This is a genomic window from Shewanella sp. DW31 (genome assembly GCF_015767295.1).
In the GTDB taxonomy this organism is placed as follows: domain Bacteria; phylum Pseudomonadota; class Gammaproteobacteria; order Enterobacterales; family Shewanellaceae; genus Shewanella; species Shewanella oncorhynchi.
This window is the reverse complement of sequence record NZ_JADWMP020000013.1, coordinates 72,714-98,957: the sequence shown is the minus strand read 5'-3', so window position 1 is coordinate 98,957 and position 26,244 is coordinate 72,714. Positions and strand designations below refer to the sequence as shown.

Genomic DNA, 26,244 nt, shown 5'->3' with positions numbered 1-26,244 from the left:
CTAGCCTGTATTCTGTGGAGTCAGAAGAAAAGAAAAATCAGCTAACTTTATCAATGCCACCCTGATTCCACAAGACCGATGAGGTTAACAATCGCTAATGAAGTGATTTTTTTTCAAATCGCCACGTAAAAAACAGTATTTAAGCGGAAAATACTGTTTATTGACGATAATATCAGCAACAAAAAACGAGTGAACACACAATTCAGCAACAAATATCAAACTAAGGCATTGCATTTAGAATCTGTTACAAGCGTTTTCGTCGACTTCCAATAAGTGAAATGGCTGCCCATTTCAAGGGAAAGCCTGAGTTCAATTTAATGAGAGAAAGAACTCAGATTAGTTTACCTCACGCCAATAGATTATTTTGTCATGCCCTCGATAACGACCAAAATACGCACTTGCCCGCGGTTCAGTGACCTCTGTTGGCGATACGCCATTCCAATTCCAGTACCATTCTAGCCATGTCGGCACATCCAAGGGCGCCGTCACTTGGCCGCGGTATGGCAACCCACTTGTTGTAACGGCTTGCCAAAGCAACTCAAATTGGCCAGCTTGGAATGTTGCAGTCCCGCCAGAACGCACAACACTTTGTCCCGCCACTAAGTCGGGATCAAAATTGTAACCCAGAGCGGAATGATCAACCTGCGAACCCAAAGCATACACTGCCGTTGTGCAGTTATCGGCAGTATTTAAGGCCCAACTGCTGCCATTCCAATATTCGGCTCGAGTCGGCATACGCAGTATTTCTGTCTCAGGACCATAGGTGTTATCCATCACCACACGGCCATGACGAAGGGTTTGAGTGCTGATTTTCTTAGCATTACAGTTAGTGCAAGTGCCTGTAGATGCCGCATCCATGTCTGGTGAGGCCACATAGCTGTAAAGCCCATTCGGCCGAGGATCGTTATCCATCAATTGCACGCCAATATCGAGCAGCTCGAAGGGGCCATCCTGATACAGATTCGTCGCCACATTTGGGGTCACCCGACTAAAGTTAGCTTGGTAAGAAGCATCGACCGTCGCCACACCTTGATTCCAACTATCAGCCTTTATACGTAAGTCACTTAAGCGACTCTGTAAATCGACACCATTATTGTTGTTTTCTCCCACCAGTTTTGCCGTGGCGAGGGAAAATGGCGGGAAATAATTTTTCGTTATATCCCCCGCGATATTTAAAGCACTGAGCTCCATCGACATAGGGAACAGCTGATCCATATAGCTAAAGCCGCCGCAGGCGGGTATGACCGATACGTTACTGACTAAAAATCTATCGGGCACAAAACGGCCAATATTAGCAGAATAGCCAATTGGAATATTTAAGCTGCTTGCCGTCCCTAAATAGTTAGGACTCGCCTGCGCCGCAATTTGGAATACCCCCACTTCGCTAATCGTCTGATTAGTTAAGGTATTGAGATTATTGGCCTGTGCCGAGTGGCTATAGGATGCCACGCCTAACGCCCCATCATGGCCGCCACTGGCAATGCTTGGCGCAACGACTTTACTGGCAAGCTTCATCTGCGCATCGCTAAAGTTAGGCGTGGGTAAGTTGCCCGAACAAAAGTCCTTATCGTCGTCTTTTTCCCATGCCATTGCTTGTACTGTCATACCGAAACTTTGTCCGGCTTTACGGTAAGCATTGCAGTTCATATTCGCACTTGGGCAACTGGCACTGGCACTGGCATCCACAGGCTTAACACACAATCCCGCGGGTACGCTGACAAATTGGTCTGAACCTGCCATGACTAAGCCCTGTTCATCACCAGTACCTGTATATTTTGCATCTAATTGTAATTTACCTGCATCAGGGTAATTTACTGAAATGCTTGCTTGCCCGTTGGTATCAAACAGCAGGTTCACCGCCGTAGGCGAGGCACTTGATGTGCTAATTGCCGTATTGTTGATGGTGACGGCTTTAGGCGAGATAGGCGCGCTTGGCGTTTGGTAACTGCTCCAGAAATTCAGCGTTTTGGTCTGGCTTTGGAAGCTTGGGACACACTGCTTCGTCACATCGGATTTTTTCACCGCTTTGACTAACACTTGCTCGGGGCGATTCGCACGCTTATCGGGTACATCGAATACAAAACCACTGTCGGCAAAGGTGAGTGAACAATTGTTTTCACTCAAGCCACCATTACCAATACGGCAAAGGGTTTTGCTTAAGGGTTTGGTGGTGGGATTAGAGCCCTTCACCCCTAAAGTCACTACACCGGGAGTATTTCGCCTCAGTTGCAGTTGCGCTGTGCCACCGCTAAAACTCACTTGATTACCGCCAACCCATACGCCATCTGCCACAGAATCAGGTAATAAGGTTGCGCTAAGTGGTGCAGTAAAGAGTTGACTACAACTCGCATTTGCACAGGCTCTAATCGTTACCGTCTCAGCATTACAGGTCAGACCTTGACCCGTATGATCAAACTCAAAATGATCGATCTGAGCACCAATAGGATTCGATTTTAACGCACAAATTTGCACGTTATCGATTTCGTGGTTGTTATTTGAGCCCCCCGTTGAGCCCGTTAAAGACAATAAAAAATCACTTGGAATGGCCGCCTGACCATTTTGTGCTGCGGCGTTAAATGCGGGAACTAAAGTCACAAAACCAGAACCTATATTACGCTCAATTTTCACAATAGATTGATTCGCGGCTTGCGAATCAATTGTGATTTTATACCTGTGCGCAGGCGACACATTATTGCCGTCTACCGCAGGCGATAAGCAACTACCGTTCGTATTAGTAGTGCCATTACTACAAGCGCCGCGTAAATAATTATACCCTGACGTGCCGACACCCGAACCGCGAACCGCAACGGACTGGCGTCGCTGGCCGACATTAGAACTACCGCCTTCACCAGAGAAGTTACCGAACTCATCAATACCAAACCCAAGCCAACCACCCGCGAACCCATTAATACCAGGTTTATAACCGTAACCCAATGGACCGCCAAAGGCGCCAGGCTGCGGCGTTATAGAAGCATCCGATAACACTACCGCAATGCCGTCGGCACCATTGCCACCATAGGCATAGTGATCAAACTGGATCTCCACTAAGTTAGCTTTTCCAGGAAAGAGTCTTTGATAGGTAGATGCCGTAGATTGGTCAGATTTAGCTTCGGTTAAGCGTAATCGACCGCCTTGGATAGAAGGGGTAAATCCTCCACTACTTTTAGAAACAACCCAGTCATTACTCAAAGTGCTTTGGGAGAAATTATCGTTAAAGCATTGTAAAACAGGTGCAGGATTACAATTTGGAACAACATCAATCTTTGCTGCATTATCGTCAAATTTAATACTACTATTGCCACCTAAACTAATATTTCTAGCAGTAATAGCTCCTTCCAAAGAGGAACTCCCCTCTAGCACCGCATTCCCTTCAGCAACAACATAGGATTTAAGATATGCCCCTCCATTGAGAGTGAAATTTGAGTAGCTATAAATGAGAAATTTTTCTGGTTGCCCAACTGTGTTTAAGTTGTAATGCCTATAGTTATTTTTAATAAAAAATGACACGGTACCAGTTGATGGGAATACCAGAGTTACACCGTCATTAATAGATAAATTCTCAATCCAATATTGTCCAGCAGCCAGCTCAATACGGCCCGAAGTAGCAGTAAGCGACTTCATCTTATACACGCCATTATTGCTAACGAACCGAATTGTTTTATCTGAACCTCCATCAAGAACAATATTATTATACTCACCTTCAGTTACATTAATTCGCGTGTTATCCCACGTGGGGGGCCCTACATTGTCAGGGCTTGAAGAAGTGCACTGAGAAAAATCAACACGATTAGAAGGTAAAGTTGCAATATAGTCTCCAGAACGACACCAACGATAAGAGTTGTTAGATGTTACACACAAATTGTCAAAGCTGTTTCCTCCTTGAAAATAGTTATAAGTTGGCAAGTCACTATACCAACGACCTGCATTATTAGGGGCATTGTATAAATAAGAACTGTTGAAGGTAATTGAACCGTTTCTATCGTAATTGTTTACACCTTCTATAAAGGTTTTAGTCCAATCAGCTTTCGCCAAATGGGATGTAAATGCCGTGATTAGGAGTAAAAGGATTAATGGGAATTTGGCCATTATTTTGTTAAATACCATTTTTGATAACTTAGTTCCCACGGGCTTCTACCTCAACTTGTCGGCTAACACGGGTCTCGCCGCTTTCGCATACCGCTGTACTTTCAATTAGATATTGAGTGACGGCGCCTACCTTATAGACGTCGCAAGACACAGTCACCGCGCAAGCATGAAAGCCGACGACATCGGGCGGCGTCCAAGAGCTTGAAACACTTGTGCATGTCGCCGTAGCGTTCGCAGCTGCATTTAGCGGGAATAATTGTGCCAATGCGGCATCGGCGCCACTATTCGCGGCGGCGAAGGCTCGCGTGCCCCACACCTCTTGGGTAAGACCTGTATCGCCATCCTGCACAATATTGATCAGGGCTGACGCCAGTAGAAACATCACTGTGATCACAAACACGCCAATAATCAATGCACTGCCGCGTTGACGCGCAGGTAAAGCAGTTCGTTGCGACCTTGCTAGTAATGTTCTGGGTAAGATCCGCATGACCGAGTGATGACCTGTCGATTGACGATATAAATTAAGGGACATTGATCACCTGCACTTGATGTCGGTATTGGAACGTCTCACCATTTACATTAAACCGCGGTTGTAAATGCACCATAGCATTATTCACTAGGCTAGATGGCGTTAAAATCAGCGGTAAATCAGCACCATTATTTAAAACATTTGCCACACTTTGCGCCATTAGCACGCCCGAGCCCATAGTGGCAGGCATAGCGGCAGGATTTGGCTGAACGGCATTAAAGTTATAACCAGCATAACGCACGATTTGCAAATCATTACCGCTTGGCTCTTTTTCAAAACAATAACTCACAGGATTTGAACCAAAATAGATTCGCTGCCGTGGTGATGCTTCAGCAAAACGTGTTGGCGCAGTAAACGTCAGCGTCACTTGATGCTCCAAAGGGGAAGGCGAAGTCGCAATCGTTTTAACCTGTGCTCGTTTTTGTCGCGTACTGCTATACACATCGGCGTCAATCAAGGGATAGATCCAAGCAAATTGATTCACGCGAATCGCACTCGCGGTATTATCTAGAATAACTATCCCAGTACTCGCGGCGGCAGCTGGCACTATTGGCATGGTTAGATAAGTCGTGCTGGCTTCGATAGGCACAAACTCAACACATTGATAGGTCAGCGAATCGGTATTAACTCGCAGGCTATTAGGCAAGGCACTACGCAACTCACGGGTCATTCGCTCAACGGCAAAACGGCTCTGACTTAGCACTTGATCGACTGAACTCGACTCAACAAAAATCCGCGTACCAAAAATAATAAAACTACTCACCCCGACCACGAGAATCCCCAGAATCAAGATAACAGTGACCATCTCGACCAAGGTAAAACCTAGTGTGGATTTTTTATTAACCGCAGATAAAGGTGAGGCCATCAGTAATTACTCCTCACCATATTGTAAGTAATCACTTCGTTGTCGGGCGTAGTCACATTAATCGTCACTAGCTTAGTATTGGACACTGCGCCATAAGCAACGGTGACGCTTAAGCGATAGTTAGGATAAGCATTTGCATAGGTTTGGGTCGAATTGAGCATAGTCGCGGTTTCATTTAAGCCGTTGTAATCATCCACATCGTTAAAGTTGTTACGACTCTCACCGAACTCAGGGCCTAATGACGTTGAACAATTACTACCGAGCGGACTACCACAGGCTGGTGTGCCACCATTGGCATTAGTGTTTTGATCGTAACGTTTACCCCAGATTTCATTCATCACCGAATGTGCAAGCTCAGCACTGCGTACTCTATGTAAGGTACTGGCCGCACGATCAGCTTGGGGGAATAACATGCTGGTTAGCATCACTATTGCAATGCCAATCACTAACATACCAATGACTAATTCGATAAGGGTAAAACCCAACAGGCGGGCTTGAATATGGCCTTTAGAGAGAGCATTACTTCGCATAAATATAGCCCTCGGAGGATATATTAATCATCACAGTGTCATTAGCAATTACATTAATGCATGGCCCATTACAAGCCAACGAAGTTCTACCATTGATATCGAAATCGAGGCTGAAGTTGCTACTGTTAGGACTGTTAGTGCTCACTAGCACTAATTGAGCACCACCTTGAAAAGCTTGGGTATAAAGCGGGTTTGGCGATAATGCGGTACCAGAACAAACCGCCCCATTTCGGGCAGAGAATTGACTCACTTGATAGCCAGTGCCAGAAACAGTTACACGAAAACATCTGTCGGTATTATTGAGCGCTTTTTGCTGTACTTGACGCAGCTCGCTAATGAACTCGTTACGTAAACTATAGGCACTGTAGGAAGACTGAGTAAACAGGCGTGGCAGTACAACCACAGCAAGAATTGAAATCAAGATGATGGTCGTTACTAATTCTACTAAGGTAAATCCAGCCTGTTTTGACATAGAGAATTTAAGCATCACTCGCGTTAATTGCTGATTTCATGTACTAGGTTCAGTTTCTGCCAACGATATGATTAACGCAAATAAATGTCGGAAAACTCTTGGCGGACTCATTTATTTAACATCATGTAAGAACCGTATTTTATCTAAAAAAAAGGCCTGCTAGGCAGGCCTTTAAATATTAATAGACTTAACAGCCTGTTACTACAGGAGTCACTGTAATTGGACCGTATGAAGTCAGATTATTAATGTATTGCACGTAACATGTACCAGGAGCAGTTGCTGCTAAAGGACTAATTTGTCCTCGTGGATAGAAATAAATGCTCTTACTTGCACTATCTTCCAGATAGATCCACTCACTTGATGTTCCGCTAGCAGCAGCATTAATATCCAAAGCATTTTCCAAGGAACCAGTCCATACAGGTGTGGCATGACCATAATTAATCAAAACTGTTTTGCCTGTAGCAACAGTAACTAAAGTAGTTGCTGAAGCGGCAACAGTATTATTACCTGCAATTAAAGACTTTGAGTTGATAAGCGTATCCGCACCTTTAATCGCAGCTTCTAGACCTTTAACGGTTGAAGCTCGAGCATCTGATTGTAGATTGATAAATTTAGGCGCCGCAGTCACAGCCAAAATCCCTAAGATAATAATAACAACTACTAATTCAATTAGTGTAAAACCATTTTGCTTTTTCATTCTGCGAAACTCCATTAACACGCGGTAGCTACAACTAAATACACAGGTAATGTAGTGCTAGTTGCAGGTGTATATTCTAAACGACAGGCATCAGTGTCTTTCTTTCCCTTAGGAACAATAATAAAAGATGTTGCACTCTTGTACACAACACCAAAGTCATTCGCTGTACCTACAGTGTCAGTCGCCAATGCATCAAATTTCATATCCAAGGCTTTTTCAAGGTTAGTTTGAACAACTGCAGAACTAGTCTTGCTATTCAAGTAACCAAAATCAGCTGTTACTACAATATCTGCAGCACCATTTTTACCAATAACAACACTTTCATCAGCAGCTTTACCCAAGCCTTGGATGGCTGCCTTTGAATAAATAAGAGTATTTGCACCTTGCAACGCAGCCTTAACGCCTTCGACTGTCGACTTACGGGCATCTCCTTGCAAATTTATAAACTTAGGTGCCGCTGTGACAGCAAGAATACCTAAAATAATAATAACTACGACTAATTCAATTAAGGTAAAACCTTGTTGTCTTTTCATTCTTAATTACCTATTCAATAACTTTACAAAAAAGTTGATTAACTTAAGCATGACGCTTTAGTTTCTATGGTACAAATGGTGTTTGGGTGAAGCTTAATACTCTGCCTGTGCCTGGGTTATACACTATTCCCTTAGCACCTACCGTTGTTAAATCGGGAGCCGGAGTGGGTACACCATTCGTTTGATTTAGCACCAGTGAAGCTACTTGGTGATAAACACATAAATCTAAACCTGCAACGACTGCGCCAGTAATTGAGTTAGCACTGCCGCCTGCGGCGTTAATAACACGAGCGGTATAACGTTGATTACGTGCATCTTGGTTAAATAATACGTTACGTGGAGCACTCTGCAACACAGTGTTAAACACTTCTTGGCAACTGGCATTTGTCATAGCGGTCGCACTGGTTACTGAAGTTCCCGTTGGATAGCCAAAACGTGTATCGACATTTACTGTGTTACCGTCGAGGATAACGCTGCTATTTTGACGCCCATCAACTTCCCACTGAGAACGCACAAAGCTCACTGCAGTCGATAAACCACCCGCAACACCGTCAACACTGGCATCTTCAGCATCATCGGTGACATTTAAGAATCGTGGGATCGCAGTTGCGGCGAGTAAACCCAAAATCACAATCACAATCACAAGTTCGATTAATGAGAACCCTGTTTGCTTAGTTTTCATATATATGTCCCCAGACCTCAGAAATTTTATTCTAACAGTTAAATCAATTTTAAAAAGCCATTGAGTTAACAATATTTTACGGAGCAGTCAAAAAAATGACCCTGCCAGAGTTCAGTTGATAGCCTAAACTATCGCCATTTTTAGACCGATAGTGGCAGCTATTATCCTTAGCCAAATAATCCGCCTCAAGACCTAAATTATCAGTTTCAGCGCCCATTAACTCTTGCCACAAATATTGGCAGCCTTGATCATTTAAGTGCTTAGGTTGTGGCCATCCTAAATCATTGATATCGACAACACTCAACTCAGTTTCTAAGGAGGGATTATCAAATATCTCCCAGTTCAACTGCAATTGCGCCGGCTTACCCAAAGACAACCACTGGGAACGCACCATCACCAGCACATTTAAAAAACGAGCGTGTTCCACTTCCAATCCACGAGCCGCTATTTGTGGTAGCGTAAAAAAGTACTTAGCTCCGATCACCGCCATGATAACCAATACAATTCCAATGGCGATCATACGTCCATAGATACGTAATAGATCGCTTTCAGCCTTTTGCTGAGTCTGCATTTAACCTCAGTCCCACGTATAAGATAGGAAATAAATATTATCCATATCGCTTACTTGCCGCCTTTGACCACATTGAGCATATCCCACATTGGCAGATATATCCCCAAGGCCAACACTAAGACAATCACGGCCACAAAACCGATCAAAATTGGCTCCAATTTCGCGGTAAGATTCTTTAAATCATAGTCTACTTCGCCCTCATAGAAATCTGCCGCATCATTGAGTAATTGATCGATTTGCCCCGTTTCTTCGCCCACAGCCACCATTTGCAGCACTAGTGGCGTAAATAACTTGCTCTGATTCGATACCCTCAGCATAGAGTCGCCAGACTCTATGCCACGGCGCATACCGACTATCTTGTCGTGCATATAGGCATTATCTACCGCGTCGGCCACTAAACTTAAGGCCTGCGTCATCGGTACGCCCGCACTGAGCATCATAGAGAAACTGCGACAATAACGGGCTAACGTCGAACGCTCAATAATCGACCCTACGGCGGGAATGTGTAACTTCCACTTATCCCACTGCTTCTCGCCTTTTTCCGTATGGTGCCAGTAACGAATGCCAATGATAGTACCAATCAGCGCCACCAACATCAGCGCCCAATAATTCACGAATAGATTTGATGTACCAATCAACACTTTTGTCGCCCACGGCAAGTCGGCGCCAAAGCGAGAAAACATCTCGGCAAACTTAGGGATCACCATGATATTGAGGATCACCATAGCGAGCGCAATCGCAATCAATACAAACATGGGATAACGCATGGCCGATTTAATTCGTCGCCGCGTCTCTTGCTCACGCTCGATATAACCTGAAAGTTGAATGAAGGCATCTTCTAACTTACCCGTGTTCTCCCCCACGTGCACCATAGAAACAAACAAAGAATCAAACACATCGGGATGTTGATTCATGGATGATGACAAGGGGCGCCCTGCGGTGAGCTGCTCAGAAATATCATTAAGCGCATCTTTCATTCGCTGGGAATGCGCCGTTTCAGATAAGCCTGCTATTGCCCGCAAAATAGGAATGCCAGAACGGGTCAAGGAGTACATTTGTCGAGTAAAAATCTGTAATTCTTCTAACGCGACTTTGCCACCAAATAACTTAGTCAGTGAGAACGACTTAGCCACTTTGGCGACTTTGACTTCAAGGGGAATAATGCCACGCGCCAATAGCATGTCAGCAGCGGCACTTTCCGACGCGGCATCCAATTGTCCCGTAACGGATTGACCTTGACCACTGCGTCCACGGTATTGATAAATTGGCATAATTACGCCTCAACGCCTTGTTGGCTAATAATATCCTTCGACAAAGGTATCTGAGATTCACTTACGTCTTCCACCAACTTAGCGACCTCTTCAATCGTCGTCATGCCTTCGCTCAGATATTGCAAAGCTGACTCTGCGAGTGGGGTGAAGTTAGGGCTCTGCAACGCGGCTCTGGCAAAATCCTGCGGATTACCAGTACGCATAGCATCGATCATCTTTTCGTCTAGCTCGAGGATTTCAAAAATACCGATCCGCCCACGATAACCACTGCCATTACAACTCTGGCAACCCGTGCCAATTCTAAAATTCGCATGGGTAAAATCTTTGCGGCTCACACTACTCAGCCAGGCTTTTTCCTGCGGTGTCGGTTGATACTCTACCCCACAGTTATGGCAGACACGGCGCACTAAACGCTGGGCAATAATCACCCTTAAGGCACTAGCAACTAAATAACTCGCAGCGCCCATATCGAGTAAACGCAGCGCACTGGTGACCGCATCGTTAGTATGCAGGGTCGATAGCACAAAGTGACCCGTTAATGCCCCCCTAAGACCAATCTCCACGGTTTCTTGGTCACGCATTTCCCCCACCATGATGATATCGGGGTCTTGACGTAAGGTGGTGCGTAATACATTTGAAAAGTTTAAGCCAATCTTATGGTTAACTTGTACTTGGTTGATCCGCGGCAATTGATATTCAACTGGATCTTCGACCGTGATGATCTTACGGTCGGCGGTATTGAGCTCGCTCAAAATACCGTACAAGGTGGTCGTTTTGCCGCTACCCGTTGGACCTGTGACCAGTAGCATGCCGTGGGGACGTTTAATCTGTTTACGAATACGCGCCAAAATAGCAGGCGGCATACCGGTTTCGTTTAAGGTCAATAAACCCGCCGATTGATCGAGCAAACGCATCACCACAGATTCGCCGTGGTAAATCGGCATAGTCGACATACGCACATCGATATGATGACCTTTGATTTCCATATGGAAACGACCATCCTGCGGCAAACGTTTTTCGGAAATATCAAGACCCGCCATCAACTTAAGTCGCAATACTAAAGCGGCAGCAATATTAACTTCATTCAGAATCGTTTCATGTAGCTGACCATCGATACGCTGGCGAATACGTAAGGCTTTATCACCGGGTTCGATATGAATATCCGAGGCGCGCATTTGCACCGCATCCTCAAAAATCGACTGCAGCAACTTAACCACTGTGGTTTCATTGTCACTATCGCCCGACGTGAGGCTGGCTAAATCGAACATCTCGTCGGCAGCGTATTCTTCTTCGAGTTTACCGGCAATCTGAGCAATTTGGTCTGTACGGCGATATAAGTTATCAAACGCTTGCAGCAGTTGCTGCTCGGGCGCTACCGCTAACTTCAAACGCTTAGGTGCGATAAGCATTTCGAGGTGATCGAGCGCCTGCAAATCCGCGGGGTCGCTCATTGCAACCAATACGCTATCGCCCCGGTCTTCAACCGCTAAAGCGCGGAAACGTCGTGCTTGCACCTCAGGAATAAGATGCACCACTTCCGCAGGGATAGGCATTTTACTGATATCCAGCAAAGGCACATTCAATTGTTGCGACAAGAACTGCAGTAACTGATGTTCGGTAATCGATTGCAAATCAATCAGAGTACGACCCAGTTTTTTGCCCGTATTGCGCTGCTCGGCCAACGCCTGTTGCAACTGCGCTTCAGTAATAATGGCTTCTTGAACTAACAGATCGCCCAAACGCATTTTTAATCTGGGTTTCATTGGCTATCTCCTAGCTGAGTCAAACGTTGTTCAATAAAGGCACTCGCCTGCGCCGATAAGCCTCTATGGCCTAAAGCAGTCCGATAGGCTTGGCGTGCTTGGGGAAATTGCTGCTGCGAATCGAGCGCATAGGCCAGCCCCATCCACCATTTAGCCTGTTGAGGTTCTTGTTGCAATAATTGTCTATAGGCTTGTTCTGACAACGGAAACTGTCCTAACTTTTGCGCTAAATCCGATTGTGCCATCCACTTTTGTCTCGCCAGTGGATGCGTGTCAGGTATGTTGGCTAACGTCACTAATGCGAGATCAGCCTGACCAGAGGCTTGCTGAACCCGAGCAAGCAATAAGGCAAAGTCTAACTGCTGTGGGAATAACAGCATGCCTTGCAGTAACACTTCACTGGCTTTGGCTAATTGACCTTGCCCATAATGCAGCGCAGCTAACTGCTTGCGCGCTTCATGCATACTGGGATCAAAGCCTAATGTTTGCTCATAATAACTAATGGCATCTTTGAGTTTGCCATCCCTTTCAGCCTCATTCGCTAATGTGAACCGCTTCTGCGCCAGCTGCTTTGGGGTCAACTTCACCTCAGTAATCGCCATTTGCCCTTGCTGTTGGGGCGTGAGTCGATTAGTGCCTGCATCAGCTTTAACTTCTTGTACTTTAAGCTCATTGCTCGCGTTAAGTTCATTATCGGCGGCAACACTGGCACGTTCTGACATCATTAATGCAGAGGGTGCGGCAGCAGTGACCTCGGCGCTTCGCACACTCGATGTCACACGATTTGACTGTGAATGGCTTGGCTCGCTTGACGTATTGACTAGGCCATCTGCGAGTACTGAGCTCTCATCTTGTTGCCGTTGTGACTCTTGTTCAACATCATGTTCTGATTCAAATTCTTGCGGCTGATTAAGTACAACGTCGTCGACACTGGGTTCAAGCTCTTCATTCTTAGTCGTAAACTCCTGCGTCGTCGCAACTTTAAGCGGTTCTTCGACGACAACGACGCTTGCTGAATGCTGCCTCGAAGTAATCTTGTCTACCTGCACAGGCTCGATTTGAGTCTGAGTAGATTCATTTTGCCCATTTGTTTGAGCCGAAATAGTCGCTTCAGCAGGCTTTGCCATGAAAAGTTGCCAGCCATAAACCAGAGCGCCACCGAATAGCAATGACACACCACAGAGCAGCAGCCCGTTAGACGGAGTCCGCCTGCGAGCTAAATATTGCACCTGTGGCTGAGCCACGTTGCTGAGCTCATGCCCCTGCTGACGCTTGTCGAGATCCTGCAGCATCTTGTTGATCACGCTCATACAACACCCCTGAAAAAGTGTTGTAATCCCAAACCGAAAGCCACTGTCATCAAAGTGAAAAAAGGCAACCATTTCCACGATAATAATCGGCGAACACTTGCATCTTCGGTGTCTTGAATTGCGGCTTTAACGTGGGAGGTTTGCACACGAGTAGCGCCTTCGCCGAAACTCAATAACAAGGCTTTATGGGCAAGAATATTGATCAATCTGGGGATCCCTCGGGACGCATAGGCTATCTGACGTGTTTCCCGTGATGTAAAGAGTGGTTCGCCCGCACGCCCAGCGATAGCTAATCGGTGGCGAAGATAAGCGTCGGTTTCATCCCATGTTAGTGGGCGAAGGTTGTAGCTAAAAGTAATACGCTGTCTTAATTGCCTAAATTCTTGGCGTTTAAGCCTGTCATCGAGCTCGGGTTGCCCAAATAACACTACCTGTAATAATTTGCGTGTCTCGGTTTCCAGATTAGTGAATAACCGCAGCGCCTCAAGACTGTCGTCCGGCAATGCCTGCGCTTCATCGAGTACCAATACGATGGCGTGCCCATGGGCGCTCAAGGCTAAAAGCTGCTGTTGAATAAGTCCAGTGAGTTGCTGCTGGTCGATATTGCTGGTGTATTTAAGGCCCAGCTCACTCGCTACCGCCCAACGTAATTCAGTAGGAGTGAGATAAGGATTAGGCAAATATGCGCAATGAAACTGACTCGGCAATTCGTTGATAAGCTTGCGGCAAATCAACGTTTTACCAGTCCCCACCTCCCCTGTCACCTTGATAAAGCCTTCGCCCGTTTGCAGCGCGGTTTGCAACACTTGCAAGGCTTCCACATGTGGCGACAGGCCGAAAAAAAATCCGGTATTGGGTGTCAGTGAAAATGGAGGTTGGCTTAGGCCAAAATGCTTCTGATACATAGAAGCTTACTTTGTCTCCGGATACCAACGATCTAATAAGGTCTTAGAACGTTGTAGCTCAGTTTTCCAGGTATCAACGCCAACTACCGTAGGTTTTAACAGAATAATAAGCTCGGTTTTCTTCTTCTGCTTACTACGGTTTTTAAACAATTCACCGAGGAAAGGAATATCACCCAACAAAGGCACTTGCGATACCACTTCAATATTTTCACTCTTCATCAAGCCACCGATGATGACTACGTCACCGGAGGCGGCGCGGATGACAGTATCAGACTCACGAATTTCACTCTGCGCTAAAGGTAGCTCCAACGAAGCGTCACTCACTTTGATGTCTTTAGTCTGCTCTTTCACATCGATAACGGATGGATGCACGTGCAATAACACATTGCCGTCACTATCAATTTGCGGCGTAACGTCTAAGGCAATGCCCGAGAAAAATGGCGTAAGCTCGACTTGTGGAGTGGTCACAGGCGTTGTACCCGCAACTGTGGTCGATGAAACGTCGGTGACAAAGTACTCATCAGTACCGACTTTGATCACCGCTTTTTGGTTATTCGATGCAGTCACCCTTGGGCTAGACAATACATCCACATCACCTTGGGTGTCTAATAGGTTGATCATGGTCGTAAAGTCAGAACCTTTAATACTCAGCGAGGTCACACCACCAATCGCCGAGGTGATTTTATCGTTTAAACCAGGGCCAGCTGATGTTCCAAAATTCACATTCGTATTGCCAACATGTCCCAGCACATTATCCCATTGGATACCTTGCTGATAACCATCGGATAAGGTGACTTCGAGGATCTTCGCTTCTAAAATCACTTGGCGCTGCAAATGACTTTCTGCGGAATTTAAGAAAGTACGCACTTGACGTAATTCACTAGGAAAAGCACGAATGGTCACTAAACCCGCCTGCGGCGTAACAACAACCTGACGACCGCCACCTGTTTCGCCGATTATCGAGGATAATGTCTCTTTCAAGTCCCCCCAAAAATCTGTCTTAGTACGCGAACGGATAAAAGTACCGTTGCTACTATCGCTACCGCCATTACTGCTCGAGTTATTGCCATTACTGCTGTTCGAATTATTGTTATTATTCGAGCCGCTATTGTTTGAATTGTTATTGTTCGAATTACTATTGGAATTATTGCTATCCGAAATCCGTCCTGAACTCACTGACGTCACAGATAAGCCATCGCGTTCCATGTAGAGATAATTCAGCGGAAACGTCTCGGTACGCATCCCAGCAGGAAACACTCTTAGGATGCGCCCTTCGCGACTCACTTCGTAGCCGTAGATATCCTCAACCACTTGAATTGCTTCAGTTAATGTCACACCTTTAAGGGATAATGAGATCGTACCTTGCACGTCAGGATGTACGGCGACACTCAGTGGTGTACCTTGGACTAAGCTTGGAAAAAATACTTTAGCATCAACATCGTGGGCTGATACATCGAAACGACGCTCAGTTTCCAATGTGGGGGTCAAACCTGATAGCAATGCGCCTGAATTCAATTCCCGCTGAACCGCGTCCGGCATAGTCGCAGGCGGTGGCGTAGTTGATGCCGTTGCCGTCGCCATTGAGGCCGCTAATTCCGCCTTACTCGCCTCCGGCTGTGGCCTATTTGTGGTCTGACACGCCACAAGGCAAAGTGAGAGCAGAGGTGTAAAGTATTTAATCGCTTTCATCTGAGGTGTATTCCCTATCTCTCTGTTATTGCTTGAAACAATGTCAATTTCCGTCCATCGGACAGCGATACATAAGTGGGGGTAATTTTAACGATACTCAGCCCCTGAACGCTGTCGCCAACAGACAATATCTTGTTATTTATCACAGCATAAGCCGTGTTTCCTGAGCTTACTATGCTGTTAAGTACAAGCGCCTGATCCTGCGTTTGACTCGCATGACCCTGCACAGCAAAGCCTTTACCGGGCAAAGTCGGGTCGCGCAGCGATTCAGCAGACACCATAGGGCTACTAACCAATAACAACACACTGATAATATAAGACTTATTTAGAAACACTGATAAAGTCCTTATTAATACTCAAGGTATAAAGTTCAATCTCAACGGTCGCTTTTGGATATTCTGCGACTTTATAGTCGAGACGCTTCCAATAAAGTTTATCTGGCATGGCCTCAACGGCTTCAACAAAGCGCAACACAGAAAAATAATCGCCCTCTAAACTCAAGCGAATACCATGGCTATATAGATTGAGTTTTTTCTCTTCACCCACGGGTAACAATGGGATGGGCGCTATCGACATAAACTTAATTAATTTAATCCCTTGCACTTGTCCTAGTAAATTACCCAGCAACTGCGGCATATAGTCTGCCGGCACCATATCCACCATCTGCTCATCGAGCTGGGCATCTAGGGCTTGATTTTGTTGCTGCAACAACACTAAACGCTGTTGGTAATCTTGATTGGGATCTAACGCTAAACGTTGCTGATACAAGTCAACCTGCTGAGCCGAAATCGCGTTTTCCTGCTCTAAGGCTTTTAGCTGTTGTGAAACAGCCACATGGGTTTTCCACAGGGACTCTAAAGGTAAATAACTCAGCATTCCGACCACGGCCAGAATGGCGACTGAGATCAACACTCGCTCACGGCGACTTAGCGCATCAAACTGTTGTCCTAATTGGGCTAACTTTTGCTTCATTGCGCGGCTTCCTCCTTGTTATCGCTTTTCAAGGTAAAGGCCAAAGGTTTATCTTCACCGCGATCCATGCTCATCGACGAGAAAGCTTGCCCCTTTAAAGTCTGCGTAGTTTTGAGTTTGCCAATCCACTGCGGAATGCTTTGAGGATGATCGGCAAAACCTTCGAACATAAAATCTTGCTCATTAATGACGATATGACTAAGCCAAACACTCGCATCCGACACGATGGCTAAATCTTTAAGAACTGGCGCAAACCCACGACTGGTTAAAGAAGTCCTAAGACTCAATTCTCCCATGAGTAATTGCTTAAGCTCTAACTGTTGTGCCGCTAAATCGACTCGCGCAACAAGATCGGCATCGGGTTTACGCGCAGCAATTTGTGCTTCTAATGCCTGTTTTTGGGTATCGAATTGCTGCTTTTGTTGGGCAGCCAACTGCTGGGCCTGTTGTAACTCACTGACTTGCCAGTAGCTATAACCACTTAAAACCGCAAATAAGATCGCAAAAACCAAGGCGTAAGCACTTAAACGCGCAAAGGTTAATCTTTGCTTCGGGGGCAATAATGAAGGAGTGTAAAGATTGACTCGGTATTTAATCACTCTGTACCTCGATAAAATTCAGCAAAGGCTAATCCCGCCATTCGCGCGCCAACACAGCTTTTATCAATGACATTCACAGCTTGATTGAAGTTTGCCGAGACTAACTTAGCTAAAGTATCCACGGCACCATCGGCGAGGAGTTCGATAGAAGATACCGGAGCCTGTCTCAATTGACTTTCAAAATAATCCATAGAACGCTGAATTTCTAAGCTTAAATTGTCTGCCATGCCATAACTTAACTCATCCGCTTGAGTCTTATCCAATTGAGTAAATCCGCGCACGCGACGCTGCATATACAGCTGACCTTGCTTAACCACAGTCAGTAGCAATTCTTGACCGGGATTATGGCTTACCACCAGACGCGCTTGGTTGTCATCATTAAATAGGTTAGTCACGGCTAACTCTTCGATACTAATACCGAAAAGTTGTAAATCTTGTTCATGAATGGCCTGCACCATGCTCACTAACTTAGCTTTATCCACCACCACAACGTTGATTTTATTACTCGGAATGGGTGACTCAAAGTAATCCAAATGGATTTGCGGTACAGGTAGCGTGACCATGTCTTTAATTGACCACAGCAAAGCTTGGGATAACTCGACAGTATCGACATTCGGTTTATCGGTCAGCAGTAATTGATAAAGGCCTGAAGCCAAAATCAGCTGTAACTGTGCATTAGGAAAGGATTTAGCCACAGCAGCAAACGCCAATGACCAGTGCTCATCTTTCAGCTCAAAGGGTAACCACTGCTCAGCATTCTCTTTTTGGGCAGGTGCGTACACCCATAATTTATCGGCGCAGACATAGACACCAAGGCTAGTCGGTTCTGTTCTCTTCTGCCAAAAGGCTAATCGACCTATAAGACTTTTTTCCATAAAGATGCCTATAACCAACTGAATTTAAAAGCTTGAGTAGTCTCTTTCGCACAAACTTCCTGTCACTCCACTCTCCAGTGCTCCTTGACCTATGACCTGCTCGATACAGAATAAAAACCGCAAACGTCATATTTTTGGCACTGGCTAGTTTAGCCGCAAATGCTCGTATTTTATAGATAAATACGTGAATAATAGGATCTATTTGTCTCTAAGACGACATTAATCACCCAAACACTGAACTTCCCTTACTTAGCCTCTATGGGTTCACTGAAATACATTCCTTGCGCTGCGCCAACACCGAGGATTTGCAGTGTCTGCCACTCTTCAAAAACTTCTACCCCTTCGGCGCAGACTTGTACTTCCGTTCGATATAAACCGCCAATCAAACTGCGAATAAATAATTGGTTTTCTGGTCGTAAATGAATATGACGCACGATGGATCTGTGTAACTTAATTAAATCAAAATGGCATTCGCGAATGTAATAAGTACCGACAACCTGCTGACCCACATGATCGACACATAATCTCGCGCCCATTTTACGGATCATATCTAATTTAGGCTGCAACTTTTCTTGATGTTGAATAACGATATCTTCAGACACTTCGAAAATCAGTCGCGTGGTTAGATGGCGATATTCTAATAGCGTCGTTTTTAGCCATTGAGTGAAGGCTCGGCTCATTAGCGAATCCAAACTCAGATTAATACTGTATATCTGTGGCGCTGATTTCTTAACTGTTTGAGCATTCGATACGCCGTCTGCTAATTCATTCGACAATAATAACAATACCCGCTCAATAATTTGCCGTTCAACCTGTGGCATTAAGCCACATTTATTCGCCATTGGAATAAACAGTGTGGCACGGATTAACGCCCCCTGATTATCCCGAGCACGCGTAAATATCTCTTTATGGTGTTCATTACCATCTGAATCAATTATCGGCTGACTAAAGGGAAAAAAGCGCCGCTGCACTAACGCGTTTTCTAAAAAGCTTCGCCAACGCACTGAACCTTTAGCAAATTCTTCATCAATCGCGCCTTTGTCGTACATAAACCAATTACTATTACCCTGTAATTGTGCCGCCCTCAAAGCCATATCGGCTTCTTCAATTAACTGAGCCGCATTATCGCCTGCGGTAAAATAAGCGCATCCGAGGTGGAAAAAGTTATCGCGATTCTCAACATCAGGCAAAGGCTGGCTTAGACATATCTTGAGTAATTTGCTGGCAAATTGATCCGCTTCAATTAAGGAGATTTGCGGCACTACTATGGCAAATTGATTATGGGAGCGACGGGCAAAAATACTATTAGCTTGAGTTTGCAGCAATTGACTTATTGCATTAACAGTCGAGTTTAATAGCTCTTTCGTCACTGCTTCACCTTGGGATTGCTGCAATAAATCCAGATCATCCATTTCTAATAAATAGATCACCCCGTGGGCAAGCATAGCCTGATTATGACTAAGGGCGTCGAGACGATTATTCAAAAAGAGTCGGTTACCAATGCGCGTTTCCGCATCAAGAAAGGTATTAGAACGGATGAATTTGTCGAAACGCCCCCGCTCCTTTTGTGCGTCCTGTAACTCTTCTAACAACTTAGTCAAAGCACGGTTAATCAGCCTTGGTTTACCATTTCCAGGGGTAGCGAGTGCTTGCTCATACTTACCTTGCAGAATCAATCGACTGCGTAAGGCTAATTCTTCAATGCCATCGAGCTGCTGTGAAAACCATAAATAACCAAAACGCACTAAGGCAGCCACAGCTAAGATACCGACCAACAAAATCAGAATTTCATACCAACTGAAAGTGTAATGCTCGAAGGGCTGAGTCAAGGTTAACTGCATACGCAAGCCTGATGTCGGCTCTAGCACATGGTCATACACCATCGCATTTTGCGTAGAAAGGTTGCCTTCATAGGCAAATAATACTTCATCTTTCAAGGTCAACCGAAAATTAACGGCATTGTAAGCAAGCAGCATGGGCGGTAGCCAAGCCTCTAGCTCCCAATCAGGTTGGTGTTGAAACTGATCGACTAACATAGTTTCGAGTTCAGCGACTTTTTGCTGCTGAAATTTATAGGTCAGCTGCACGAAACTCATCATAGCGCTCAGCAAAAATACGAAGGCGATAGCGGCTAATGACATTAACCAAAAGCTGGTTAATTTTGTAGTTAACATTCGGGTGAATTTCATCTATCCGCTATCCTGCAGGATTATTATAATTATTTGTGCGATTTTAACAGGAGTACAACAAAGTTGTCCGTTGATTATTCAGTAGCATAACCTAAAAGGCAACTAAGACGCTGTGACTTTAATGTCCACTTAAAAACAAAAAAGAGGCTAATTAGCCTCTTTTTAATGTTTTTACCACTTTTAGCCTAGTCGGCGTATTTAGGTAAAGTGGTGATCGCAGCCACACCAGAGTCGATAGCCGCTTGTGCAACCGCACGGGCAACATTTGGCAATAAACGTGGGTCCATAGGTTTTGGCAGCACATATTCAGGGCCAAAACTCAGCGACGTCACATTAGGATAAGCCTTCAATACACTCGCAGGCACAGGCTCTTTCGCCAGTGATGCAATTGCATGAACTGCCGCAATTTTCATCTCATCATTAATGCAAGACGCACGCACATCCAATGCACCACGGAAAATAAACGGGAAACACAATACGTTATTCACTTGGTTTGGATAGTCGCTACGACCCGTACCCATGATCAAATCACTACGCGTTGCATGAGCAAGTGCAGGTTTGATTTCAGGATCTGGGTTAGAACACGCAAAAATCACTGGCTTATCGGCCATCAGCGCGACTTCTTCTGCACCAATGACGTCAGGACCTGATAGACCTAAAAATACGTCTGCGCCTTTAATAACATCAAGAAGCGTGCGTTTCTCGGTATCATTCGCAAATAGTGCTTTATATTCATTAAGATCTGTACGGCCAGAATGAATAACACCTTTAGTATCTAGCATGTAAATGTTGGCGCGATTCGCACCGCATTTTACCAGCATAGTCATACAAGCGATGGCAGCTGCACCCGCGCCCATACACACAAAAGTCGCGTCGCTGATCAACTTGCCTTGAATTTCCAGCGCATTGATCATACCCGCCGCAGTCACGATTGCGGTGCCGTGTTGATCATCATGGAATACAGGTACTTTACAACGAGCAATCAATTCACGTTCGATAACAAAGCATTCGGGCGCTTTAATATCTTCAAGATTGATACCACCAAAGGTGTCAGCAATCGCAGCAACAGTATTAATAAATTCCTCAGGCGTATTATGCGTAATCTCAATATCTGTCGAATCGATATTCGCAAAATGCTTGAACAATAATGCTTTACCTTCCATTACAGGTTTAGAAGCCAAAGGGCCCAAATTCCCTAAACCTAAGATAGCCGTACCATTGGTAATCACGGCAACCGTATTACCTTTATTGGTATAACGATACGCATTGTCAGGATCTGCAGCGATTTCGCGTACTGGCTCAGCCACACCTGGGCTATAAGCTAGGGCGAGATCGTGACTCGTTTCGGCGGGTTTGGTAAGGCAAACTGCGGTTTTGCCTGGTATGGGAAATTCATGATAATCGAGTGCTTGTTGACGAATATCTGACATTTTAAAATCCTGAAATGCGACATTTATAATTTATGAGAGTAAGACCTACCAACACACATCTAGTCTCACCAAAGGGTGATGTTAATAGTCTGGCTGGTCGGGGTAAGATACGCCAATAAGGGGAATTTATAAATAAGAGATTCATAAATTTCACTTTAGCCGCCAAATAGACACTCTAAGCTTAGTTTTATAAAATTATCTCCTATAATAAAGCTGCATTTCTTAATATGTTTTGTAGGAAACAAACATATATTTTGTAGTTACTGCGGTAGTTGTAGCGACTTAATCTCAAAAATGTTGGTTAAATTACAATATATGGCGACTAGCATATTTATCTTATAGTTAATTACTATAAATAAGTCGAATTATACACTTGAACTCTCAATACTGAATAAGTTGACGATTTATTGAGTGAAGTCGTACCAGCTAGATATGTAGAATAAGCGGAATAAAGAAAATTGACGAATAACAAAAAGCAAAAAGGCGCCATAGGCGCCTTTTCTAGAAACATTGCAATCGCAATTATTTCTTTGCAAGCACTGCGAAGCGCTTGTTGAATTTGTCGATACGACCGCCGGTATCAACAACTTTTTGTGTACCAGTGTAGAATGGGTGACAAGCACCACATACGTCTAAATGCAGATCTTTACCAGCAGTAGAGTTTACTTTGATAACGTTACCACAAGTACAGTTTGCAGTGATGATAGCGTATGTTGGGTGGATACCTGGTTTCATTGGGGTTACCTCAAAAGTGTAAGGCCATGTCGCTCTTCCAACCCGTAGTCGGACACCACATGCATGTTAATAACAATATGTTTAGGGCGCAGAATGGTACAGCATACCTACAAGGGATACAAGTAGATTATCTGAGCGTTTGCCGGTTAATCTGTGTCTATTTTGACTTTAGTTAAGCGGCTTATTTTCCCGCTTCTTTAGCCTCAAATACCGCCCGCGCCTCTTTAGCATCAGAATGCTGATCCAAAATCATTTTCGAAGGACAAGATAGCACCGCATTACTCTTGAGTGCATTGATTCTATTCTTCGAGAAAGCCACAGGATTTGCCTCGTAAATCGCCAACATAGCGCCATATACACTCACATCCCAATCCTTGGCATATCGATTGGCGATACGCCACAACGTCTCGCCAGCAAGATACGTTAACTGGCAATGTTCGGGCGTCTGTGAGGCCGTTTCAGCAATATTCTGTTTTTGCTCATTATTTGCCGTTTTCACTATTTCTGGAACCACAGTTTCAGTTGCAGCGTTTTCAACGACCACTTTTTCAACAGCAATCGTCTCAGAGGTTTTAGCGAAGGCGCTTATCTCAGTAGCCGACGTATTTTGTTTATTCGCGGCTTCAGGAAATTTAAAGCCAGTCACCACTTCTACCGTTGGTACTTTGGATTGGGTATTTGCAGCAGTAGCAACAGTCACTGCGGGCGTTACCTCTTCAAGTGGCTTTGATTCTACCACCACTTTTACAGGCTTAATGCCCACTTTATCCGCACTTTTTGGGGCGCCCGCTGTGGTGGTATTTTTAGTGTCCGAAACCGCTTTTGTCGTTAACGCGGCAGAGGCAGGTTTAGCTGTGCCGAATAAATTGATACTTTTGACGTCATACCATCGGTCAAGACGATACTCTCTCACTAAGAGTTTAGCGCTACTATCCTTCACATCTTCAACGCCAGTGAGTAAAACTAAAAAGCGATTAATCTCCTCAACCATTAACCTTTCTTCGCCGCTTGCTTGCTGCACAACAAACTCTAAGCGCGACATATCTTGATTGTCTGCGATCACATTCACCCTGAGTTTAGGGTAAGCGCCTAATTCAAACATCCGGCTATTAATGCTCACATGGGAGACTTGTGCCATGCTAGGTGCACTGCACACCAAAGCAAGTAGACCTAATGATTTCACTATATTAGCCATTTATTTACTCTCAACTATCCTTGGTAAACCATCATTAGGGCTAGCCCTAGCCAGCCGCGCTGAGTACACTAAACCACATTCTTGTCTAAGACTTGCCTGCATATGTCATTGTTTGTCGAAGTTGCGTTACCTGTGCCTATGCGGCAAACCTTTAGCTACCGCGTACCCGAATCCTATCCTAGTACACCGCAAATAGGTGTGCGCGTTAAAGTTCCCTTCGGTCGTCAACAATTGATCGGGTTAGTCACAGGTATCACTGAGTCTTGCAGCTTAGCCCCAAAGCAAATTAAGTCTGTGCTCGAGTTTATCGACGATAAACCTTTACTGCCTGAATCACTTTATAAATTAACTCTTTGGGCTGCGAGATACTATTTTTGCAGCCAAGGGCAGATGCTAACCCAAGCCTTACCTGTGGCCCTGCGTAAAGGGCTCGATGCCGCGCCACAAAAGATCCAATTCTGGCAATTAACTGAAATAGGCCAAAATATTGCGCCCGAAGCAGTTAAACGCGCACCCGCACAGAAAAAACTACTCGAGTTACTCAAAACCGCCAGCTTAACCCAAGAAGAGGTTATCAGCTTAGACATCAGTAAAGCGGCGCTTAAAGCCCTAGAAGATAAAGGCTGGGTGGCACGCCATGAAAAAATTGCCGAGCTTAACCTCGACTGGCGCACCACACTCGAAATGGACGAAACGCCACATAAACTCAATAAAGAACAAGCCGTCGCCGTTGCCACTTTAAATCTGCAACAAGGATATCACTGTACTTTATTAGAAGGCATTACCGGTTCGGGTAAAACGGAAGTCTATCTTGCTGTACTCGAAGAAATCCTCAAGCAAGGCAAACAAGCGTTAATTTTAGTGCCTGAAATCGGCTTAACACCCCAGACAATCAATCGCTTTAAGCGCCGTTTCAAAGTCAATGTTGCCATTTTGCATTCAGGGTTAACCGACAATCAAAGACTCGAAGCATGGCGCCAAGCCCGCTGTGGTCAGGCGGCAATCATTATTGGCACGCGTTCAGCATTGTTCACACCTATGGCGTATCCCGGCATCATCATACTCGATGAAGAACACGACAGTAGCTTCAAACAACAGGAAGGCGTTGGTTATCATGCCCGCGACTTGGCAGTCATGCGTGGCCATTTAGAAGCGATTCCGGTGATTTTGGGCACAGCAACGCCCTCACTCGAAAGTCTACAAAATGCCTTAAGCGGCCGTTACCATCATTTACAATTGGGTGAACGCGCAGGTGCGGCTAAAAAAGTGCGCCAAGGCATTATCGATATTAAAAATATGCCGCTGAAAGCCGGTATGTCAGTGCCGTTACTGAACGAAATCCGCCTGCATTTAGACGCAGGCAACCAAGTCTTGTTGTTTCTCAATCGCCGCGGCTTCGCACCAGCCCTGCTTTGCCACGAGTGTGGGCACTTACACGAATGCGACCGCTGCGACGCGTTTTTCACAGTACATCAATCCCTTGGCGAAATTTGCTGTCACCATTGTGGCAATCAATACGCTATCCCCAAGCAGTGTCACAAATGTGGCAGCACTATGTTGATGGGCCAAGGCATAGGCACAGAACAGCTCGCCGAAGCGCTGCAACAAGAGTTTCCTAAACATCCAGTAGTGCGCATCGACCGTGATACGACCCGCCTTAAAGGTTCATTAGAAACCCACTTAAATGCGATTCATAAGGGGGAATATAAAATCCTCGTCGGCACGCAAATGCTAGCTAAGGGCCACCACTTCCCTGATGTGACGCTTGTTGGGTTACTCGATGTCGATGGCGCTTTATTTAGCGCCGACTTCCGCGCGCCCGAACGTTTTGGGCAACTCTATACCCAAGTTGCAGGGCGCGCAGGGCGCGCCAGTAAACCCGGCACGGTATTATTGCAAACTCACCAGAGCGACAATCCCATTTTGCGGGATTTGCTGCACCGCGGTTATGGCGAGTTTGCTCGCAGCCAGCTCAAAGAACGTCAACAAGCACTGCTGCCGCCAGCATGGCACATGGTGTTAGTGCGCGCCGAAGCGCATTTAGCCAGTGATGCCGATAACTTTCTCAACGCCTTTGCCGCGCTTTTGCCGCAAGATAAAGAATTTGAGGTGATTGGTCCTATGCCAGCGCCCTTAGATAAAAAAGCCGGCAAGTTCCGCCGCCAACTCTTATTCCAAGCTAAAAACCGCAATCGCTTGCAACAAGAGTTTGAACGTATTCATCCGCTTGTAGAACAACTTATCGAAGCTAAACGCTGCCGATGGAGCTTAGACAGAGATCCACAGGATCTCCTCTGAGTCGAGTATTTGATAAGTATTTAAGCGCCATTTGATAAAAAATCATCG

23 protein-coding genes are annotated in these 26,244 nt (G+C 45.3%); 1 reads left to right on the top strand and 22 read right to left on the bottom strand.

Annotated features, from left to right (window positions below):
* Window positions 1–336 precede the first annotated feature (336 nt).
* The 22 genes from GWI56_RS12550 to GWI56_RS12450 form a co-directional block, all read right to left on the bottom strand.
* Window positions 337–4,086, bottom strand: coding sequence for a DUF6701 domain-containing protein (locus tag GWI56_RS12550; protein WP_198573084.1), 3,750 nt, complete (start codon window positions 4,084–4,086; stop codon window positions 337–339).
* Window positions 4,087–4,114: 28 nt separating this feature from the next.
* Complete coding sequence (locus GWI56_RS12545) at window positions 4,115–4,618, bottom strand: MSHA biogenesis protein MshP (RefSeq protein WP_198573063.1); 504 nt, start codon at window positions 4,616–4,618, stop codon at window positions 4,115–4,117.
* Window positions 4,608–5,480, bottom strand: a complete 873-nt coding sequence (locus tag GWI56_RS12540; protein ID WP_198573062.1) for a type II secretion system protein — start codon at window positions 5,478–5,480, stop codon at window positions 4,608–4,610. The genes GWI56_RS12545 and GWI56_RS12540 overlap by 11 nt, the downstream gene beginning before the upstream one ends.
* Window positions 5,480–6,010 (bottom strand): type II secretion system protein, encoded by a 531-nt coding sequence (locus GWI56_RS12535; protein ID WP_198573061.1) that lies wholly within the window; start codon window positions 6,008–6,010, stop codon window positions 5,480–5,482. The genes GWI56_RS12540 and GWI56_RS12535 overlap by 1 nt, the downstream gene beginning before the upstream one ends.
* Window positions 6,000–6,497, bottom strand: coding sequence for a type II secretion system protein (locus GWI56_RS12530; protein ID WP_198573060.1), 498 nt, complete (start codon window positions 6,495–6,497; stop codon window positions 6,000–6,002). The genes GWI56_RS12535 and GWI56_RS12530 overlap by 11 nt, the downstream gene beginning before the upstream one ends.
* A gap of 172 nt (window positions 6,498–6,669) precedes the next feature.
* Window positions 6,670–7,179, bottom strand: a complete 510-nt coding sequence (locus GWI56_RS12525) for a prepilin-type N-terminal cleavage/methylation domain-containing protein (RefSeq protein ID WP_198573059.1) — start codon at window positions 7,177–7,179, stop codon at window positions 6,670–6,672.
* A gap of 14 nt (window positions 7,180–7,193) precedes the next feature.
* The gene (locus tag GWI56_RS12520) at window positions 7,194–7,712 is read right to left on the bottom strand and encodes a prepilin-type N-terminal cleavage/methylation domain-containing protein (protein ID WP_198573058.1); all 519 of its coding nucleotides are present in this window, start codon (window positions 7,710–7,712) and stop codon (window positions 7,194–7,196) included.
* Window positions 7,713–7,776: 64 nt separating this feature from the next.
* On the bottom strand, window positions 7,777–8,394 hold the full coding sequence (locus GWI56_RS12515; protein WP_105251278.1) for a type II secretion system protein: 618 nt from the start codon (window positions 8,392–8,394) through the stop codon (window positions 7,777–7,779).
* Window positions 8,395–8,470: 76 nt separating this feature from the next.
* Complete coding sequence (locus tag GWI56_RS12510) at window positions 8,471–8,965, bottom strand: MSHA biogenesis protein MshF (RefSeq protein ID WP_198573057.1); 495 nt, start codon at window positions 8,963–8,965, stop codon at window positions 8,471–8,473.
* Window positions 8,966–9,015: 50 nt separating this feature from the next.
* On the bottom strand, window positions 9,016–10,236 hold the full coding sequence (locus tag GWI56_RS12505; RefSeq protein ID WP_126491075.1) for a type II secretion system F family protein: 1,221 nt from the start codon (window positions 10,234–10,236) through the stop codon (window positions 9,016–9,018).
* 2 nt (window positions 10,237–10,238) lie between these two features.
* Entirely contained in the window at window positions 10,239–11,999 is a 1,761-nt protein-coding gene (locus tag GWI56_RS12500) for a GspE/PulE family protein (RefSeq protein ID WP_113940085.1), read from the bottom strand.
* Window positions 11,996–13,309, bottom strand: coding sequence for a tetratricopeptide repeat protein (locus GWI56_RS12495; protein ID WP_198573056.1), 1,314 nt, complete (start codon window positions 13,307–13,309; stop codon window positions 11,996–11,998). The genes GWI56_RS12500 and GWI56_RS12495 overlap by 4 nt, the downstream gene beginning before the upstream one ends.
* Window positions 13,306–14,214: an AAA family ATPase gene (locus GWI56_RS12490; protein ID WP_198573055.1), complete on the bottom strand. Its 909-nt coding sequence runs from the start codon at window positions 14,212–14,214 to the stop codon at window positions 13,306–13,308. The genes GWI56_RS12495 and GWI56_RS12490 overlap by 4 nt, the downstream gene beginning before the upstream one ends.
* 6 nt (window positions 14,215–14,220) lie before the next feature.
* Complete coding sequence (gene mshL, locus GWI56_RS12485) at window positions 14,221–15,903, bottom strand: pilus (MSHA type) biogenesis protein MshL (RefSeq protein WP_198573054.1); 1,683 nt, start codon at window positions 15,901–15,903, stop codon at window positions 14,221–14,223.
* A gap of 14 nt (window positions 15,904–15,917) precedes the next feature.
* Window positions 15,918–16,238 carry an MSHA biogenesis protein MshK gene (locus GWI56_RS21715; protein WP_105251271.1) on the bottom strand — a complete coding sequence of 107 codons (321 nt, stop codon included), beginning with the start codon at window positions 16,236–16,238 and terminating at the stop codon, window positions 15,918–15,920.
* The gene (locus GWI56_RS12480) at window positions 16,225–16,875 is read right to left on the bottom strand and encodes an MSHA biogenesis protein MshJ (RefSeq protein WP_198573053.1); all 651 of its coding nucleotides are present in this window, start codon (window positions 16,873–16,875) and stop codon (window positions 16,225–16,227) included. The genes GWI56_RS21715 and GWI56_RS12480 overlap by 14 nt, the downstream gene beginning before the upstream one ends.
* On the bottom strand, window positions 16,872–17,474 hold the full coding sequence (locus GWI56_RS12475; RefSeq protein ID WP_198573052.1) for a fimbrial assembly protein: 603 nt from the start codon (window positions 17,472–17,474) through the stop codon (window positions 16,872–16,874). Before GWI56_RS12475 ends, GWI56_RS12480 begins: the two co-directional genes overlap by 4 nt.
* Entirely contained in the window at window positions 17,471–18,349 is an 879-nt protein-coding gene (locus GWI56_RS12470; protein WP_105251268.1) for an MSHA biogenesis protein MshI, read from the bottom strand. The genes GWI56_RS12475 and GWI56_RS12470 overlap by 4 nt, the downstream gene beginning before the upstream one ends.
* Before the next feature lie 245 nt (window positions 18,350–18,594).
* The gene (csrD, locus tag GWI56_RS12465; RefSeq protein ID WP_198573051.1) at window positions 18,595–20,538 is read right to left on the bottom strand and encodes an RNase E specificity factor CsrD; all 1,944 of its coding nucleotides are present in this window, start codon (window positions 20,536–20,538) and stop codon (window positions 18,595–18,597) included.
* A gap of 185 nt (window positions 20,539–20,723) precedes the next feature.
* Window positions 20,724–21,968, bottom strand: a complete 1,245-nt coding sequence (locus GWI56_RS12460; protein ID WP_105251266.1) for a malic enzyme-like NAD(P)-binding protein — start codon at window positions 21,966–21,968, stop codon at window positions 20,724–20,726.
* 522 nt (window positions 21,969–22,490) lie between these two features.
* Window positions 22,491–22,703 (bottom strand): 50S ribosomal protein L31, encoded by a 213-nt coding sequence (rpmE, locus tag GWI56_RS12455; RefSeq protein ID WP_063883331.1) that lies wholly within the window; start codon window positions 22,701–22,703, stop codon window positions 22,491–22,493.
* 181 nt (window positions 22,704–22,884) lie between these two features.
* The gene (locus GWI56_RS12450) at window positions 22,885–23,898 is read right to left on the bottom strand and encodes a FimV/HubP family polar landmark protein (RefSeq protein ID WP_198573050.1); all 1,014 of its coding nucleotides are present in this window, start codon (window positions 23,896–23,898) and stop codon (window positions 22,885–22,887) included.
* A gap of 102 nt (window positions 23,899–24,000) precedes the next feature.
* Here GWI56_RS12450 and priA point away from each other — a divergent pair, with 102 nt between their 5' ends.
* A complete protein-coding gene (priA, locus tag GWI56_RS12445; protein ID WP_113940093.1) occupies window positions 24,001–26,196 on the top strand; it encodes a primosomal protein N' in 2,196 nt (731 codons plus the stop codon).
* The last annotated feature ends 48 nt before the right edge of the window (window positions 26,197–26,244 follow it).